Raw genomic sequence first — 14,917 nt, 5'->3', positions numbered from 1 at the left:
TGTGCGCATGCTGTGGCCAGTGTTTTTTGTGAGGCGTTCGCGTGGTGGGAACCGGAGTTGCGGCCCAGGTCCGTGCCGGGACTGCTGGTCCGCTCTTCAAACGGGGCTGTCGAGGGGTGGGGACAGGGTTAGCGTATCCACCAAACAGACGAAAATTCCGAATTGTCATATTGGGAAATAATATGTCTATCTGTCGCCATGGCTTTCCCTCCCCTTTTTTGTTTCATGCGTCGGTTTCATGTCCTGTGTCGGCCACTTTCTGGGATATCCGCCTCTTGTTGCCATCGGTGTGGCCAGTCAAGGATTGTCGGTATGGCCAAGAATAAAACGCGTAGCCCCTGGCGCTACTGGGGTGTGGCGGTCATCATTTTCGCACTTTTCGGATGGTTTCTCCCTGAAGTGGGGCCGATGTGGATCGCGGTCGCCTCCGCGGTCTCGGTCCTCTACGTCTTCTTCCAGATGCCGCTGCCGTGCGGCGCCTGGAACCGGGGAGAGAAGACGCGGTGCCGCAACAACTCCCCGGGTCTGCTTCCGGGGTGCCACATCGAGCAGCACCGGTGGCAGACGGCGAAACTGATGGTGCGCACGGGCGGTTGGGGAGAGCTCCGAGCCAAGGTCTTCGCCAGCTGGAAGAGGGCCCTTCCCGCCGTCGTCTCCGCCGCCACCATCGTGTCCGGGATCGCCGCGGTCGCCCAGCTCGCCGTCGCCGTGGCCGTCGCCTGAAAGAGCGTGCGTTCTCCGCGTTCCGCCTCGGGGGCCCGTCGGCAGCATCCGTACCGGTGGTGGCCGGACCCGGCCACCACCGTGCCCGGGCGGACACGACCGGTGAGAATCGTCCTGCCGTTTACAGCCCCGGGGAAGAGGAGAGTCGCGAGCGTGGACAGGCACGGATCCGGAGGACTGGTCACCGACGAACAGTGGGAGCGGTTGACCGCGTCGGCGATGACACGGAGGTTCGCCCGGGGTGAGGCGCTCCTACGGCAGGGCGAGGTCGGCGGAGGGGTGCACCTCATGCTGAACGGCCGCGCCAAGGTGGTCTCCGTCAGGATCGACGGCTCCTGTGTTCCCCTGGCCTTCCGCACCCGCGGGGAGATGCTGGGGGAGGTCGACGCAGGCGTCGTGGCCGCTGCCTGGGCCGGGGCGAGTGCCGGTGGGACCGAGGCTGGTCGCGCCCTGTGGTCCTGGTTCGACGTGTTGTCCCAGAGACGGACCGACTCCGAAACCTCCCGAATGCTGCTGCGCGCGGCCATGGTCAACGAGCGATTCCTCCTCGCCCTGAAACGCAACCTGAGGCGTTGGAGGCATGCCCACACACGGAGGGCGCCGGTGCTCGAGGCACTGCACCGCGCACTGAGCAAGGACGAGGAGGACCGGTGACCGACAAGCGGCCCCGTGCGCGGGGCGACGTACCCATCTGGAGCATCGCCTTCCGTGCCCCGGACGAGACACGCGTTCCAGGCCCGCGTGCCCAGTCGTTCGGAGGGGATGTGGTTCGAGGCCGATTTCGAGGCGACGGTCGCGTGGAACGGTTCCAGCGCCTCCGCCCGTGCGAGGGCCCTGGCACACATCCAGCGCGAGGTCATCCGGCTTGCTTCGGAGCGGAGCGCCCAGTTCCACCTGGGGGACAGGGGAACGGCCGAAGCGGACATCGCCTGCGCGCTGGCGGATGGACGGTTCCTCCAACAGGAGGAGGTGCGCGACCTGGCGGTGACAGCGGTCCTGGCCGTGGACCCGGATGACATGGCCCTGGAACGAGAGCGTGAGCGCGTGGGTACCCAGGAGGAGATCCGTGCGGCCCTCCACCAGGTGCGCATGCGCCGGGTGCGTGAACTGCGTCGCGACGTCCTCAGCGATCCCCTCGTGGCACGCGTGTGGTGGTTCGAGCAGAATCCGGATCGCCTCCACGAGGTCGAGCACGCCGGTGCGGCCCTCGACCTGATGGCCACACCGGAGGAGGAGAACGAGGGCCTCAGGGGGATACGGGAGGGCGAGGGCGCTCCGGTGCTGGACGCCTTCCTGTCCGACCTGGAGAACCACGAGCGAACCTCGATGCTGCGGCGTCTGACCGAGATCCTTGAGGCTTTCGAGCGCCGCGACCTGATCGAACGTCTCAGGGTGCGATGGCCGCAGGAATGACTCCGGCCGCGTTGGACCCACGGGCGCTGACACGGGCGCCCGTGGGTCCACCCACGTGTGGGCCGAAGCGGTGTCCTCAGCCTTGCTGGTGCCGTCCTGCGCCGTCACCGCCGGGAAGGCCGTGTCGGTGTGAGGGCCTGGGACAGGGCGCCTCCATGGCGTGGCCGCACCTGGTCACCGGCAGCGAAGAACTTCTTCGTTATTATGGTTGGCAATATTCACAAGGCAAACTATGCTGTCATGAACTTACTGCTTCCGTGAGTGCACACAGAGCCAGAAAACGGACCGATTCACGAACATGAACCCCCAGCCCCGCGTGCTGACTGTTCCGTGACCGGTTCGACCAGGGTGACGTCACCGCCCCCGCGGCGCCGCCCACCGCACCTTTCTCCGTGAGGGAGGCGAGGAGATGGGGAGCAACACCCGCCAACGGATCATCGAGCAGGAACAGGCCGCGGTGGACCGGGCCCACCGCTGTCTGGAGCGGCAGCGCGACCGGACCCGGTGGCTGGCCACGGCCGACGCCGCCGCCAGTGCCAAGGACAGCGTGGCCCAGCACGAGGAGTACGCGCGCTGGGTCGCGGAGTACGAGCTCGGCGGACAGCAGCTCGTCGTCCAACGCGTGGACCTTGCGGAGGAGAGCGGCGACGAGACCTTCTACGTGGGCCGCAGAAGCATCCGGGACGAGAACGGGAACGTCTTCGTCATCAAGTGGACCAACCCGGCGGCGGTCCGCTGGCGCCGTGAGCGGGGAACCGAGAAGGGCACGGTGACGCTCCGCCGACGCCTGCGCTGCCGCGGCGAACGCGTGGTGGACTACCACGACGAACTCGTCCGGAAGGCCGACGGCCCCTCTCCGGACCAGGTCTCCCCGACCCGGGTGGCGGCCGTGGTCCGGGCCCGGAAGGAGCAGGAGGCGGGCGCGGCCCAGGACCCGTTCCTCCCCCAGGAACTGGACCGCTCCCGCGACGGGCTCATGCGCGACATCGTCGAGACGATCCACCGCGACCAGCTCGACCTGGTCTGCCACGACCGGCCGGGGGCGCTGGTGGTCCAGGGCGGACCGGGGACCGGCAAGACCGCGATCGGCCTGCACCGTGTCACCTGGCTGCTGGACAACGACCGCTTCACCCCGGGGCAGATCCTCGTCGTCGGCCCCAGCCGGTACTTCCTCGACTACGTCAGCGAGGTACTGCCCTCACTGGGCACACGCGGCGTGACCTCGCTGCGCGTCGACGACCTGTGCCCGGGGCAGGCCAGGGGCCACGACACCGCCGAGCAGCACAGGACCAAGTCCGACGCCCGGATGGCCGAGGTCCTGCGCGAAGCCGTCCGTGGCACGGTGCGTCGGGGAGCCTGGTCGAAGTTCCTCAACCACGGGCGGCTCAGAATCCGGGTCGACGAGGAGACCCTGACGGTGGACGGGGCCGACATCGAGCGGATCTTCGACGAGGTCCTGGAGCTGGACGTCTCCCTGAACGTCGGCCGCCAGCGCTTCACCGATCTGCTGGTGGACCACATGATCAACCAGACCTCCTACCGGCAGCGCCGCCAGGGCCAGGCACTGCGCCGCCGCATCACCTCCGCGCTGGCCGGTCCCGTCAACGCCACCTGGCCCAGGATCTCCGAGAACCGCCTGTACCGCAGACTTCTCGACGACCCCCAGGTTCTGGAACAGGCGTCCGAGGGCGTCCTCACCGCCGAGGAACGGTCCGCCCTGCACCGCCCCGCGGCCGGACAGGCGAACCAGGAGTCCTGGACCAGCGCCGACCTGCTCTGTCTGGAGGAACTGCGGATCCTCCTCAACGGAGACGTCCCCGACCGCTACCGGCACATCGTGGTGGACGAGGCCCAGAACCTCACTCCCATGCAGCTGCGCGCCCTGGCCCGCCGCTGCCCGAGCGGTTCCCTCACCATCCTGGGTGACCTCGCCCAGTCCACGGGGGCGCACAGCCACACCGACTGGGCGGCCCTGACCGACCACCTGGAACTGCCCGACGGCTGGGAACTCCAGGAACTCACCCTCGGGTACCGCATCCCCAGCCAGGTGATGCACACGGCCGTCCCCGCCGCCGTGGCCGCCTCCGAGCTGACCACCTTCCCCGAAACGCTCCGCGCGCCCCGGGACGGGGAGCTGACCATGGCCCGTCTCGCCCCTGGAGAACTGGTCGACGGTGTCCGTGAGCGCGTGACCGAGCTGCTGGCCAAGGGGGGTGAGCGCTCCGTGGCGGTCATCGCCGACGACGCCTCCCCGCATCTGAAGTCGATCGCGGACGCCCTGGCGGCAGGCCCCGAGCCCGTCAACGGCGCCGTCCGGGCCCTGGCTGCCTCCGACGTCAGCGGACTGGAGTTCGACCACGTCGTCCTGGTGGAACCACGCCAGATCTGCGACTCCGGCCCCGGAGGCCACGGACGGCTCTACGTCGCGCTGACCCGGTGCACCCAGACCCTGACCGTCCTGCACACCGAGCCTCTGCCCGACACCCTGGTCGATCCGTCCGTCCCCGTGCCAGCACAGGAGAGGGCCTGCACCCGTCACCACGCCGACGGTCAGCGGTGCCGCAACCGCACGAGCTCCCCGGACGGCTGGTGCCGACAGCCCGGGTGCGACGGTTACCGCACCAGACGGGCCCGGCGCCCGCAGGACCAGCCGACCGTACTGGGTTCGCCCGCCGGGTTGGACACCGGAGCCCGGCTGGAGCCCTCCGTGCGGGCTTCCGCGATCACGGTCAGCGCCGCGGCGCGCGCCCGCTTCGCGGTCCGCCACAGGGCCACGGCCAGGGAGGCCGAGGCGGAGATCCGCGCCATGCTCGGTGATTTCCTGGCCGAGGGTCGCCAGGCCCGGCGCACGGACGGTCGATGGCACCTGGAGCGCGACGGCTACCGGCTGGTCCTGGACCGGCCCGCCGCGTCGGTGGTCGACTACCAGACCGTGCACGCCGAACGCAGCTGGGCCCAGCACAGGGCGGGGATCAGCTCCCGGGTCTCCCAGCGCGCCTTCACCGGGCACCGTGACACCACCACAAGGCACAGTGACACCACGACCGAGCGGACCGAGGAACAGCCGATGAGCGCACCCACACCACCGGTTCCGCCGCAGGCCGGGCCCCAGGACCCCACCGCGGCCGAGCACCTGCGCCTGTTCCTGGCCGGGCTCGAACAGCGGGAGGAGACCCAGGACCAGAGCGTGTACGGCTTCCTGCGCCACAGCCTCATCGCCGACCTGTACCGGGCGGGGAGCCGGCCGGAGGACCAGGAGAGCGGCGACGTGCTCTGCGAACTCTCCGGCCTGTCGGTGCTGTACCGGGTCCTGCCCGAGGAGGACACCGGTTACGGGAGGCTGCGCCGGGCGGCCCTGGAGGCGTTGGAGGCCCGCTGGGCCCGGGGAGCGGACGCCGACCGGGTGTGCCTCGTCCTGCCCGCTCCCCCCGAGGAGGCGTGGTCGGTCCCGGCGCTGCTCGGCGCCCTGGGGGTGTCGGTGATCTGGCGGGAGACGGACACGTGGCGCGGCGAGGATGGCGTTCCGGCCCCGGGAGCCGCCTCGCAGTGAACGAAGACCGTCACCGTGATCGGCGTCGCGGGGGAGCCCCAGGACTTCGAGGGAACCCGTGCGCAGTGCGCGCAAGGAAGCCTCACAACGACACGCCGGGGCGGTGGCGACCCCTCACCAGGTCCGCAGCCGCGGGTCGGAAGCCCAAAGGACCTCCCTGTGATCGCACGCAGGGGAGAGCCGTCGCTCACCCCGTCTCCCGCAACCCGCCGCCGATCTCCTCGCGCAGGCGCGCGGCCCTGGGATCGGTGAACCCCTCCAGGGCCTCCAGCGCCTCGCGCCAGTGCCCTCTGGCCGTCTCCGCCTCCCCGGAGGCGGCCAGCGCCGAGGCCAGGCGGTCCAGGCACACCGCCAGCCTCCACCGATCCTGGTACCTGCGGTACGTGCTGACCGCCTGCCGGTAGAACTTGGCGGCCTCGTCGGGGCGGTCGAGAGCCGTGTACACCCCGCCCACCCCCTCGAAGGCCTCGGCCTCGCGCACGTGGTCGGCCGTCCGGCGGTGCAGGCCCGCCGCCTCATGGAACGAGAACAGGGCCTCCTCCAGCTCCCCGATCCGCACCTGGTCCCTGCCGAGCTCCAGGTACGCGAACCCCTCCAGGACGACGTCGTCGAGTTCGCGGGCGACCTCCAGTGCCCGCCGTACACAGGACAGTCCGCGGTCGGTGCGGCCCAACTCCCGCCAGGCCGCGCTCAGAGAGGCCAGACAGGCGAACTCGCTCATCCGGTCACCGGTCTCCCGGTGGATGCCGATGGCCCGTTCGCCCAGGACCGTGGCCTCCTCCGGTTCGCCCAGTTCGAGCACGCACTGGGCGAGGTTGCCGAGGACGATCCCCTCCCACAGGCGCTCACCGGCACGCCTCACCAGTTCGAGGGAACGCTCGAAGTGCTCACGGGCCTCACCGAGCCCGTGTGCGCGAAGGCGGGCCAGACCGATGGCGTTCAGCGACATGGCGACACCGAACCCGTCGTCCGCGTCCCGCCTCAGTTCGAGCGCACGCCGGTGGTGGGCCAGGCCCTCCTCGGGGCGGTTGGCCTGCACACAGGCCATACCCAGGCTCTCCTCCAGGTCCGCCTCGGCCGAGGCGCAGCCCTCCCGCCGTGCCGCCTCCAGCCCGAGGCGGGCGGTCGTGAGCCATGCGGAGTCGAAGGAGTGGAAGGTGTGGAAGTGCCTCAGGGCGGAGGCGAGCCGCCACGCGACGCCGTCCATGCCCGCGGGGACGGCCGCCTCCACAGCGGCGGTCAGGTTCCTGCTCTCCAGCTCGAACCACCGGACCGCCTCCGCGCTGTCCGCGAACTCACGGAGCTCTTCGGCCTCCTCCTCGGGCGCTCCGAGGTGCCTCAGGTGTGAGCCCACGGCTCCGGCCGCGGCGTCCGCCGCACGCAGATACCAGGTCAGGAGTCGTCGCAGGGCACGCTCTCGGACGCCCTTCTCCTCCTCGTGGCGTACCTGGTCGGTGGCGTAGGAGCGGAGCAGGTCGTGGAAGCGGTAGCGGTCGGTGCCGGTCTGCTCCAGCAGGTGGGCGCCCACGAGGGCGTCCAGGGTGCGCCGGACACGGCGGACCGGGAGCTCGGCCAGGACCGCCGCGGCGCCCGCGTCGAAGTCCTGGCCGGGATGCAGGCCGAGCAGCCGGAACAGACGTGCGGCCTCCTCGGGCAGAGCCCGGTAGGACCAGGCGAAGACGGAGCGGACCGCGTCGGCCTCCTCCGCGTCGTCTGTGGCCAGCGCGTCCCAGAGGGCCGACTCGTCGCGCAGGTCCTGGATGAGGTCGTCCAGAGGCATGTACGGGCGGCTGGCCGCCCGCTCGGCGGCGATGCGCAGGGCGAGAGGGAGCCGTCCGCACAGCCGGGCCAGCTCGGTCACCTCCCGCGGGTCGTCCTTGGGCCTGTGGTGGCCGGTGACGTGCTCCAGGAGTTCCACGGCCTCGTCGGGGGCAAGGGTGTGCACGGTCAGGCGCCGCGCCCCGTTCCTGGCGACCAGGCCGGAGAACCGGTCCCTGCTGGTGACCAGGACCACGCATCCCGAGGAGCCGGGAAGCAGGGGACGCACCTGCGCGGTGGTCGACGCGTTGTCGAGGAGGACCAGGACGCGTCGGTCCGCCAGGAGGGAGCGGTAGAGGGCGGCCCGGCTGTCGAGGTCGGCGGGTATCGAGTCAGCCGACACCCCGAACGCCCGCAGGAACCTGTCGAGCACCTGTTCCGGGGCTATGGGGAGCCCGGGGCCGTAGCCGTGCAGGTCGACGTAGAGCTGTCCGTCGGGAAAGTGCTCCCGGACCAGGTGCGCCCAGTGCAGGGCGAGGGCCGTCTTGCCCACCCCGGCGGTACCGGCGATGACGTGGAGCGTGGACTCCGCATACCCGTGCCCTTCCTCGCCGGTGCGGTGCAGGTGTGTGCTGAGCACCTCCAGTTCACCCACGCGGTTGACGAACCCGCGTACGTCCGCGGGGAGCTGCCGGGGCACCGGAGCACGGGAGGGAGCGGGCTCGTGCCCGTGGAAGTGAACCCCGCCCCGAACGTCCCGCGCCTGCACCGCACGGCCGGAGACGTCGGACATACGTGACCGGACATCGTCGTCCGCTCCGTCACCGGGCGTTTCGTCCGGTCGGTGCTGTCTGCTGTCAGACACAGGCGACTTCCGCCCCACCCACCTCGCGGATGAAGAACTCCTCCATGGCCTCGGCGCTCTCGTGCAGGGTCGCGATCTCAGAACGGCACCGTGTGGTGACGCCCGGGTCGGTGTACCTGACGGCGCCGTCGAGGACCCCCCTGTCGTCGTAGCGGATCCTGTAGGTCACGGCGTCGCCGAGGGTGACGATCTCCGGAACCGGCCGCTCCCGTTCGAACGGCGCGACCGGCTTGGCGGAGACGACACGGACGTCCTCGCCGCACTGGGCACGTATCCGCAGGGAGTGCAGTTCCCAGAGCAGGTAGAGGGGGATCGGCTTCTCCACGACCCGCACCCTGCGGATTCGGCACCCCAGCCCAGCGAGACGGTTGAATTCCGCACGCAGGGAAGCGCGCTCCTCCTCCATCATGCGCAGGGCCTCACCCCTCCTGCCGTTGGCGAACGCCAACCAGCTCTCCTCCTCCGGCTGGTCGAACTCCTGCTGCCGTTCGAGCTTCCAGACGTCGGTGTTCCTGAGCGAGCTGAAACGGATGTCGAAGTCCTCGGAGTACTCGTCGAGAGTGAGGCGGTCACCGGGAAGGGCGGCGATGGTGTCAAGCATCGGGAATGTCCGCCTTCGCCGAGATCAGCGTGATCCGTGGGATAACGACGAGCCGTTCGTTGGCAGCGATCGACGCTCCTTCGGGGAGCCGATGGGCGTAGCTCCGAGTCAGGTCACGGCCGATCACCGCGATGTCACCATTGGAGAGTTCCCAGATGTCGGGGCACCCCTTGACGTGGTTGGTGGTGTCCAGCTCCTCCGGCGACCTGCCCAGTCTGCGCAGCATGTTCGTGCTGGGGTCCGCCTCCCAGGGGTGTGTCATATCGAGTCCTTCCGTGCACCGTTCGGGGGGGTGGGCGCGCCTAACCAAAATAACACGGAGGAACATATTTTCCGGGTGATGGTCGTATCGCCCACAGACACGACCGCCTCTCCTTGCTGTGTTGCCCGTGTTTTTGTTGAACCGTTCTCATTGTGTCGTGTCACATGAAGGGCAGGTCATGGGATGTGTGGTGCCAAGGGTGATGTTTTGTCTTGTGGTGTGGCGGTCGGGATGTTTCGCAAATTTTGCTGAGGTGGAATGTGTTTTGTCCGCATCCGGTCATGGTGCGAGAGGGGCACAAGGGACTTTGGTCCCTGAATTCCCTGTTTGCGGGTAACCTATGGCGGATGCGCATACGAGGTGTGTACGGTCCCGTCACGGCGCGGGGTCGACGTCGAGCACGTGGACGCCCTCGGCTGAGGAGACCACGATCGCGCCGTCGGGGGTGGCCAGGAGGTCGTGTACCTGTGGCGGCACCGACCAGGGGAGGACGACCTTCTCCGGGGTGTCCGTGTCCAGGAACAGATGACACAACCGTCCTGGAGGCTCCTGCGGGTAGCGCCGCTCCTGGACGAGGACGGCGACCGGACGGCCGGCCCACTCTGTCACCCGCGACACCAGCACCCACGGATCCTCCGGGCACACCGGCTCCAGATCGGGCAGGGTGACGATGTTCCCGGACTCGGCGAGGTAGGTACGCCCGGCCGCGTGAGCGATCTCGACGCCCCGGCCTTCGGGGACCCAACCGTGAAGGTGGACCTTTCCCACCCAGGAGCCGTCATCCGCTCGCCTTACGTAGACGAAGGGCTCATCGGTGACACTGAGGTCGTCGGGATGGACCTCGACGACCTCCTCGGTGCTGGGCCATGCCAGGTAGCCGTGCCGTAGGGTGAGCCGCTCGCTGATCTTCCGGTATCGGTAGTGCCTGTAGGTCATCCCGGAGACCGGCTCGCCGGTGGCCAGGTCCACCGCCGTCACCCAGTGATCGTAAGTCCCGTAGCCGCCTTCATGGAGGAAGAGCAGGTCGCGGCCTCCGTAGTGGCCCAGGGCCAGGTCGCATTCGTCGTAGAGGCGTTCCCCCGTCCGTGTCCCAGGTAGGGGGAAGGTCTCCAGGGCGGACCCGTCACGCACGTCGGCGATCACCAGGTCCTTGGACGTGGTGAACGCCAGGACCGGTTCGGGCCCGAGCCTGGGAAGGCCGACCAGGTGGACCGGGGAGCCGAAGGAGAGCGCGGGGCCCAGGGGGCGGCGGCTCCTCAGGTCGAAGGCGGCCGAGAGGAAGCTGTCGTGTGGGAGGCCGGGGTCGGAATCGTCATCCATAACGACCAGCAAGGTGTCCCCGACCATTTGAAGGCGTGCCTCGTGCCAGTCTTCGCCCAGCAGACGCGTCTCCCGCATCGGGTCCCCTCCCGCCGGTTCCGGTTCTCCGGCATCGTAGAGCTTGCCCCCGTCTGGCACGTGCCAGAGCCAAGCCTGCATAGGGACCGGGATGGCCGGGGAAGGGGCGGATGGCAGCCCCAGCCGGTCCAGCCCGGCCAGGACTGCTGTTTCCGGGTATGCCGCTACCGGACCGGCGAGCGCACAGGGACGATCAACTCCCGGTCCGCTTGGGCGGACGCCCGCGGCGCGGGGGAGGCGGAGCCCATTCGGCGACCTGTTCCTCGGTGAGCTCCAGCCGGTCCAGGTAGTCCGTGAACCTTCTCCTCAGCTCGACGCCGTCTCCGTGCGCACGGCGCGGGCCGATTCCCGCTCCCACACGGTCGACCCACGGCAGTACCTCGGCCAGGCCCGCGAGCAGCGGAACCACGGTCTCCGTGGGGGCCTGGGGTGGTGCCAGATTCCGTTCGACGATGTCCACCAACGCCCAGGCACGGTCACGTGCGTCCCATCCGGCCCACCCGAGCATGCTGGTGGCGGACAGGCCGGGGGAGGGGCCGGGCGAGTAGGAGGTGAACCGTTCGTTGGGCATGTCGAACTTGCCCCTGTTGGCCCAGTACGACTTCCTGAGGAAGTCGGCCGCGGTGAACCTGGGTGGTGACGGCTCGTCCGATGAGTCGGCTTTGACGGTGTCCTCGTGAGGAGGGTTCTCCCGTTTCCACCGCAGATCCCACAGCAGTGTCCACTCCCGATGTTTACGTAGGCCTGAGGGGCGGAACCTGAGCGCGGCCAGAAAAGGAACGTGTTCCTCCTGAAGAAGCTCGGTGAGCAGCCTCCTGACGGTGGACCCGGGGCTGTGCGCCTCGACGGCGGCGATCACGTCCGGATCGTTCTCCACCGCACCGATCAACTCGGAGAGAGTGCGCACGGTCGGCCGGTCGCCCCCGTCCGTTCCCCGCGTGTACCAGAGCTCCCGCCTCTCGCACCGCTGCAGGAGCCAGGCGGCGACGGCGGGGCACCACACGGAGTCCCACGGGGGAGTGGTCCATCGGTGTTTGAAGTCCGGTCGTTCCAGCACACGCAGGTTCGGATTGCGGCGAAGTGCGTCGATGCGTTCGTCCACGGCATGGCGGTAGTCCGCGGGCCAGTGGTCCGGCAGGTCCGTGAAACGCTCGATGGCGTTCCTCTCGAACCAGTCGCCGGACCCGGAGTCCTCGCTTCCCGCCCGGGTCAGGGCGATCTCGAACGCTCGTTGTCCGAGAGCGATCCCTTCGGGCAGCGAGTCGAGGGGAACGCGGGGAATGCCTCCCGTGGGAACGAGCCCGTAGGACTCGTAGACGCGCCAGTCGAGTTCCTCCTGGAGCAGGAACATGCGCCGAAGGGTGGCGTACCACTTCTCGCCCAGCACCGCGATGCGCTCTCCGGTCGGGGGTGTTTCAGGGTTCTCGACCTCGGTGCGCAGAGAGAGGAGCTCCTGCGCCAGGGAGTCGAGTTCCCGGGGTAGTTCCGTCTCGGTGAGAGCGGGCAGGGGCAGGTCACGCATACGCGTTGAGGTGAATTCGTAGATCGTCTCCCAGCTGTCCCCCGCCCTGAGCTGGTCACCCCTGGGATTGCCCTTGGCGGCACTGACCTGCTTCATCCAGAAGCAGGCGGTGGAACTGTTGAGTACCCCGAGCAGGCCAAAGGCCTCGTTTTCGGTGACCGAGGAGGGCAGTTCGACGACCGGGGCGGAGTTCAGCGGAGCGTTCACGTCCCGGTTCATGGCGAAGTGGGTGTGGGTCGCCACCCAGGGGAAGATGATCGACCACGAGGACACGTCCCGGTTGGCCGTCAGCTGGTGCCAGTCGTACCACTTCTCCGGGCTGATCCTGGAGCGGTTGGCGAGCACGCTCTGGTAGGGCCACAGCCGTCTGCGGTGACCGGGGAGGCCCCGTAGGTCGATGAGTTTCGTGCGGTCCTCCCACCTGCGGGGGAAGAAGGCCTCGAGGTCACTGCGGACCTGCCAGTCACGCACCTCCGAACCGGTGACCAGGTCGATGGTGGCCTCGGTCTCCACTCCCCACCGGCGCATCGACGCGGGGGGTGCCGAGAACAGGTCATCGGCTCCGGTGCTGGCGATGTAGCCGATGCGGTGGACACGATCGCTCAGCCGGGAATCCGAACGCAGCGACCGGAACACGGCGTCGGTCTCCGAGGCGCTGAGCTGCCAGGGATGGGTGTGGAAGTCTCTCAGTGGAAGGTGCTGGGAAGCCGTCCAACCGTCCTTGCTGGGGACCTCGGCGAGACGGTCCCTGATGGAGGTCCACACCTTGCCCTCAACCGGATCGTCCGGGGTGAAGGGCTCACCGCGCGTACCGCTGATGACGGTGACACGCGCGTTCGGGGACGGCGTCCGGTTGCGCCCGGTGAGGATGAGCGTGGGCGTTCCGTGGCCGGGGATGTAGGCACCGGAGGTGTCGATGATGTCGTCGATCTCCACGGTGGGGAGGAAGGACTCGACCAGGGGTTTGCCGAACTCCCGCTTCATGAAGGAGTTCGCCGTCAGCAGGCCCACGCAGCCTCCTGGGCGGGCCAGTGCGAAGGCGCATTCGGTGAAGGGCGCCGTCAGCGCGTAGGCGCCTGATCGCGCGCTCTGGTAGCCCTCACGGTAGGCCTTCGCTGCTTCCTTGTCCTTCGGAGTGATGTAGGGAGGATTGGTGACCACCGCGTCGTAGCTGGAACGTCGCAGGACGTCCGCGCCCGTGACCATGTTCAGGAGGGGGAGGTCGCCGCCTCCGGCCGGAGGCGCACCCCAGACCACGGGCGCGCCGGTCCCCTCCAACAGCGAGTCCGCCTCGGCGACGAGGATCCGCCACTCCCGCTCTGTCGTGGCGGAGGCGGTACCGGTCCGTCCGAGCGCTTCGATCGCGAGTCGGAAGCGGCTGACCATGACGGCGATCGGGCTGAGGTCGGAGCCGTGGACACAGGACAGGGCCAGGGTGACCGCCTCGTCCCCGGGCAGGTCCGGCTCTTCCGCGTGGATCCTTCGCAGCACCCGACGGAACGCACCCAGGAGGAACCCCCCGGAGCCGCAGGCCGGATCGATGTAGCGGAACCCGTGCTCGGTCACCTTCCCGACATCGTCGAACGCCCGCCCAAGGGAACGGTCGAGAACCAGGTCGATGACGAAGCCGGGGGTGCTCAGCAGGGCGTAGGCCTTGCGCGAGTCCTCGGAAAGGTCCTGATAGAGACCCTCGAAGAGGGTGGTGTCCGGTCCCGCGCCGGTGAGTGAGGGGTCGATCGCGACTCCCAGGGGCGCGCGTCTCCCGTCGCGCCAGAAGTCCACCAGGTGCCGGGCCGCGGACTCGTTTGGTCGATGCTCCCGCCACGCCCCCGCGCTGTGGTGAAAGACCTCGCCGAGAACGGGGTGCGCTTCGACCACCTCGCTCATGGCCTGCTCGATGACCTGTAGTGGATCGGTTCCCGGGAGGTCGGTCGGCACGTCCGTCCGAGTCAGGGACGTGTGCTCCACGAGCCCGGTGTCCTCACAGAAAGTGATGAAGGCGGTGGTGAGCACCCACAGGACGGCAGCGTGTTCGGCGTCCCGCTCCGTTGCCCCAACGGCGGTGGGAGCGGGTTGAAGACCTTCCCGGACGGTGCCCACCAGACGTTGGAGTGGTCCCAGTAGCAAGGTCTTGTTCATGCGTCCCGTCTCCTCGTCCTGCGCCGTGCCTAGTCAGATCGGGTCTCCGAGTGCCGAGGGAGGCATCCGTCCGACCTCGTACAGCATAATCCACTTGTTGAGTGCGGTAAATAGTTGTGCGTGCTGCAATGGCTTGCTACCGTAGTAACCGTAGAAACCGACCTGTGCTGTGGCCCACCCAGGTGCGCCGTACCACACCCCCAGTTCGTCGCTCTCCGTAATCCATGCGTGAACAGAGGTCACCGAAACATGCCCATCAAGCTCTCCGCTGTCCTCGTTTCCATAGTCATCGCCACCTGCATCGCTCTGCTGTGCGCTCTGGGTGCCTTCGTGATCGCCCGGGAGGAGAAGAAGCCGTGGTCGGCCGCGCTGCGTGCGTCCTTCACCACGATGCTCGCCACCATGACCACGTTGACCGCGGTGGTCGGCGTCGTCTTCGCGGTCTTGTGATGAGCGCCCCGCACCCCCAGAGCACCGGGGCCGCGGACCGCGGCCCCGGGCCGAGGACGGCGAGCGGGGCGAACGCGACCAGGATCCGGGCACCGGGTCCGAACCCGGTAGGTGGAAGCCCCTCGGTCAACCCGGGTGGTGGCGCGGGGACGCGCAAGGCCCGCGCTGTAGGGGTTTCCGGTTGGCCGGAAGGGGACAGCAGGTTTACCCCGACTACCCGTCACCGTAGGCTCACC

The 14,917-nt window shown here is 68.8% G+C and carries 10 protein-coding genes; 5 read left to right on the top strand and 5 right to left on the bottom strand.

Annotated elements, in window-relative coordinates:
• Positions 1-408 precede the first annotated feature (408 nt).
• The 4 genes from FYW99_RS13650 to FYW99_RS13635 all read left to right on the top strand — a co-directional run bounded on the left by FYW99_RS13650 (position 409) and on the right by FYW99_RS13635 (position 5,686).
• Positions 409-723 carry a hypothetical protein gene (locus FYW99_RS13650; RefSeq protein WP_223839002.1) on the top strand — a complete coding sequence of 105 codons (315 nt, stop codon included), beginning with the start codon at positions 409-411 and terminating at the stop codon, positions 721-723.
• Positions 724-876: 153 nt separating this feature from the next.
• On the top strand, positions 877-1,377 hold the full coding sequence (locus FYW99_RS32325; RefSeq protein ID WP_223839000.1) for a cyclic nucleotide-binding domain-containing protein: 501 nt from the start codon (positions 877-879) through the stop codon (positions 1,375-1,377).
• 54 nt (positions 1,378-1,431) lie between these two features.
• Positions 1,432-2,136, top strand: a complete 705-nt coding sequence (locus FYW99_RS13640; protein WP_150252424.1) for a hypothetical protein — start codon at positions 1,432-1,434, stop codon at positions 2,134-2,136.
• 409 nt (positions 2,137-2,545) lie between these two features.
• A complete protein-coding gene (locus FYW99_RS13635; protein ID WP_150252423.1) occupies positions 2,546-5,686 on the top strand; it encodes a HelD family protein in 3,141 nt (1,046 codons plus the stop codon).
• A 187-nt stretch (positions 5,687-5,873) separates the two neighbouring features.
• On the opposite strand, the gene FYW99_RS13630 is transcribed toward FYW99_RS13635, so the two are convergent.
• The 5 genes from FYW99_RS13630 to pglX all read right to left on the bottom strand — a co-directional run bounded on the left by FYW99_RS13630 (position 5,874) and on the right by pglX (position 14,231).
• A complete protein-coding gene (locus FYW99_RS13630; protein WP_150252422.1) occupies positions 5,874-8,237 on the bottom strand; it encodes an ATP-binding protein in 2,364 nt (787 codons plus the stop codon).
• Positions 8,238-8,301: 64 nt separating this feature from the next.
• Positions 8,302-8,910 (bottom strand): DUF6879 family protein, encoded by a 609-nt coding sequence (locus FYW99_RS13625; RefSeq protein ID WP_150252421.1) that lies wholly within the window; start codon positions 8,908-8,910, stop codon positions 8,302-8,304.
• Entirely contained in the window at positions 8,903-9,172 is a 270-nt protein-coding gene (locus FYW99_RS13620; protein ID WP_150252420.1) for a hypothetical protein, read from the bottom strand. The genes FYW99_RS13625 and FYW99_RS13620 overlap by 8 nt, the downstream gene beginning before the upstream one ends.
• A 375-nt stretch (positions 9,173-9,547) precedes the next feature.
• Positions 9,548-10,570, bottom strand: a complete 1,023-nt coding sequence (locus FYW99_RS13615; protein WP_190394653.1) for a hypothetical protein — start codon at positions 10,568-10,570, stop codon at positions 9,548-9,550.
• A gap of 193 nt (positions 10,571-10,763) precedes the next feature.
• Positions 10,764-14,231: a BREX-2 system adenine-specific DNA-methyltransferase PglX gene (gene pglX, locus FYW99_RS13610; protein WP_150252418.1), complete on the bottom strand. Its 3,468-nt coding sequence runs from the start codon at positions 14,229-14,231 to the stop codon at positions 10,764-10,766.
• A gap of 249 nt (positions 14,232-14,480) precedes the next feature.
• Between pglX and FYW99_RS13605 the strand changes: the two genes are divergently transcribed.
• Positions 14,481-14,681, top strand: coding sequence for a hypothetical protein (locus tag FYW99_RS13605; RefSeq protein ID WP_150252417.1), 201 nt, complete (start codon positions 14,481-14,483; stop codon positions 14,679-14,681).
• Positions 14,682-14,917 lie beyond the last annotated feature (236 nt).

This window comes from Nocardiopsis deserti, from assembly GCF_008638355.1.
Lineage (GTDB): Bacteria > Actinomycetota > Actinomycetes > Streptosporangiales > Streptosporangiaceae > Nocardiopsis > Nocardiopsis alborubida.
The sequence above is the reverse complement of the archived record's forward strand: the minus strand, read 5'-3'. Positions and strand labels throughout refer to the sequence as shown.

Excerpts from the sequence above, each read along its gene's own strand:
- FYW99_RS13650 (WP_223839002.1), top strand. The coding sequence starts at position 409 with ATGTGGATCGCGGTCGCCTCCGCGGTCTCGGTCCTCTACGTCTTCTTC.
- FYW99_RS13635 (WP_150252423.1), top strand. The coding sequence starts at position 2,546 with ATGGGGAGCAACACCCGCCAACGGATCATCGAGCAGGAACAGGCCGCG.
- FYW99_RS13630 (WP_150252422.1), bottom strand. The coding sequence starts at position 8,237 with ATGTCCGACGTCTCCGGCCGTGCGGTGCAGGCGCGGGACGTTCGGGGC.
- FYW99_RS13625 (WP_150252421.1), bottom strand. The coding sequence starts at position 8,910 with ATGCTTGACACCATCGCCGCCCTTCCCGGTGACCGCCTCACTCTCGAC.
- FYW99_RS13620 (WP_150252420.1), bottom strand. The coding sequence starts at position 9,172 with ATGACACACCCCTGGGAGGCGGACCCCAGCACGAACATGCTGCGCAGA.
- FYW99_RS13615 (WP_190394653.1), bottom strand. The coding sequence starts at position 10,570 with ATGCGGGAGACGCGTCTGCTGGGCGAAGACTGGCACGAGGCACGCCTT.
- pglX (WP_150252418.1), bottom strand. The coding sequence starts at position 14,231 with ATGAACAAGACCTTGCTACTGGGACCACTCCAACGTCTGGTGGGCACC.
- FYW99_RS13605 (WP_150252417.1), top strand. The coding sequence starts at position 14,481 with ATGCCCATCAAGCTCTCCGCTGTCCTCGTTTCCATAGTCATCGCCACC.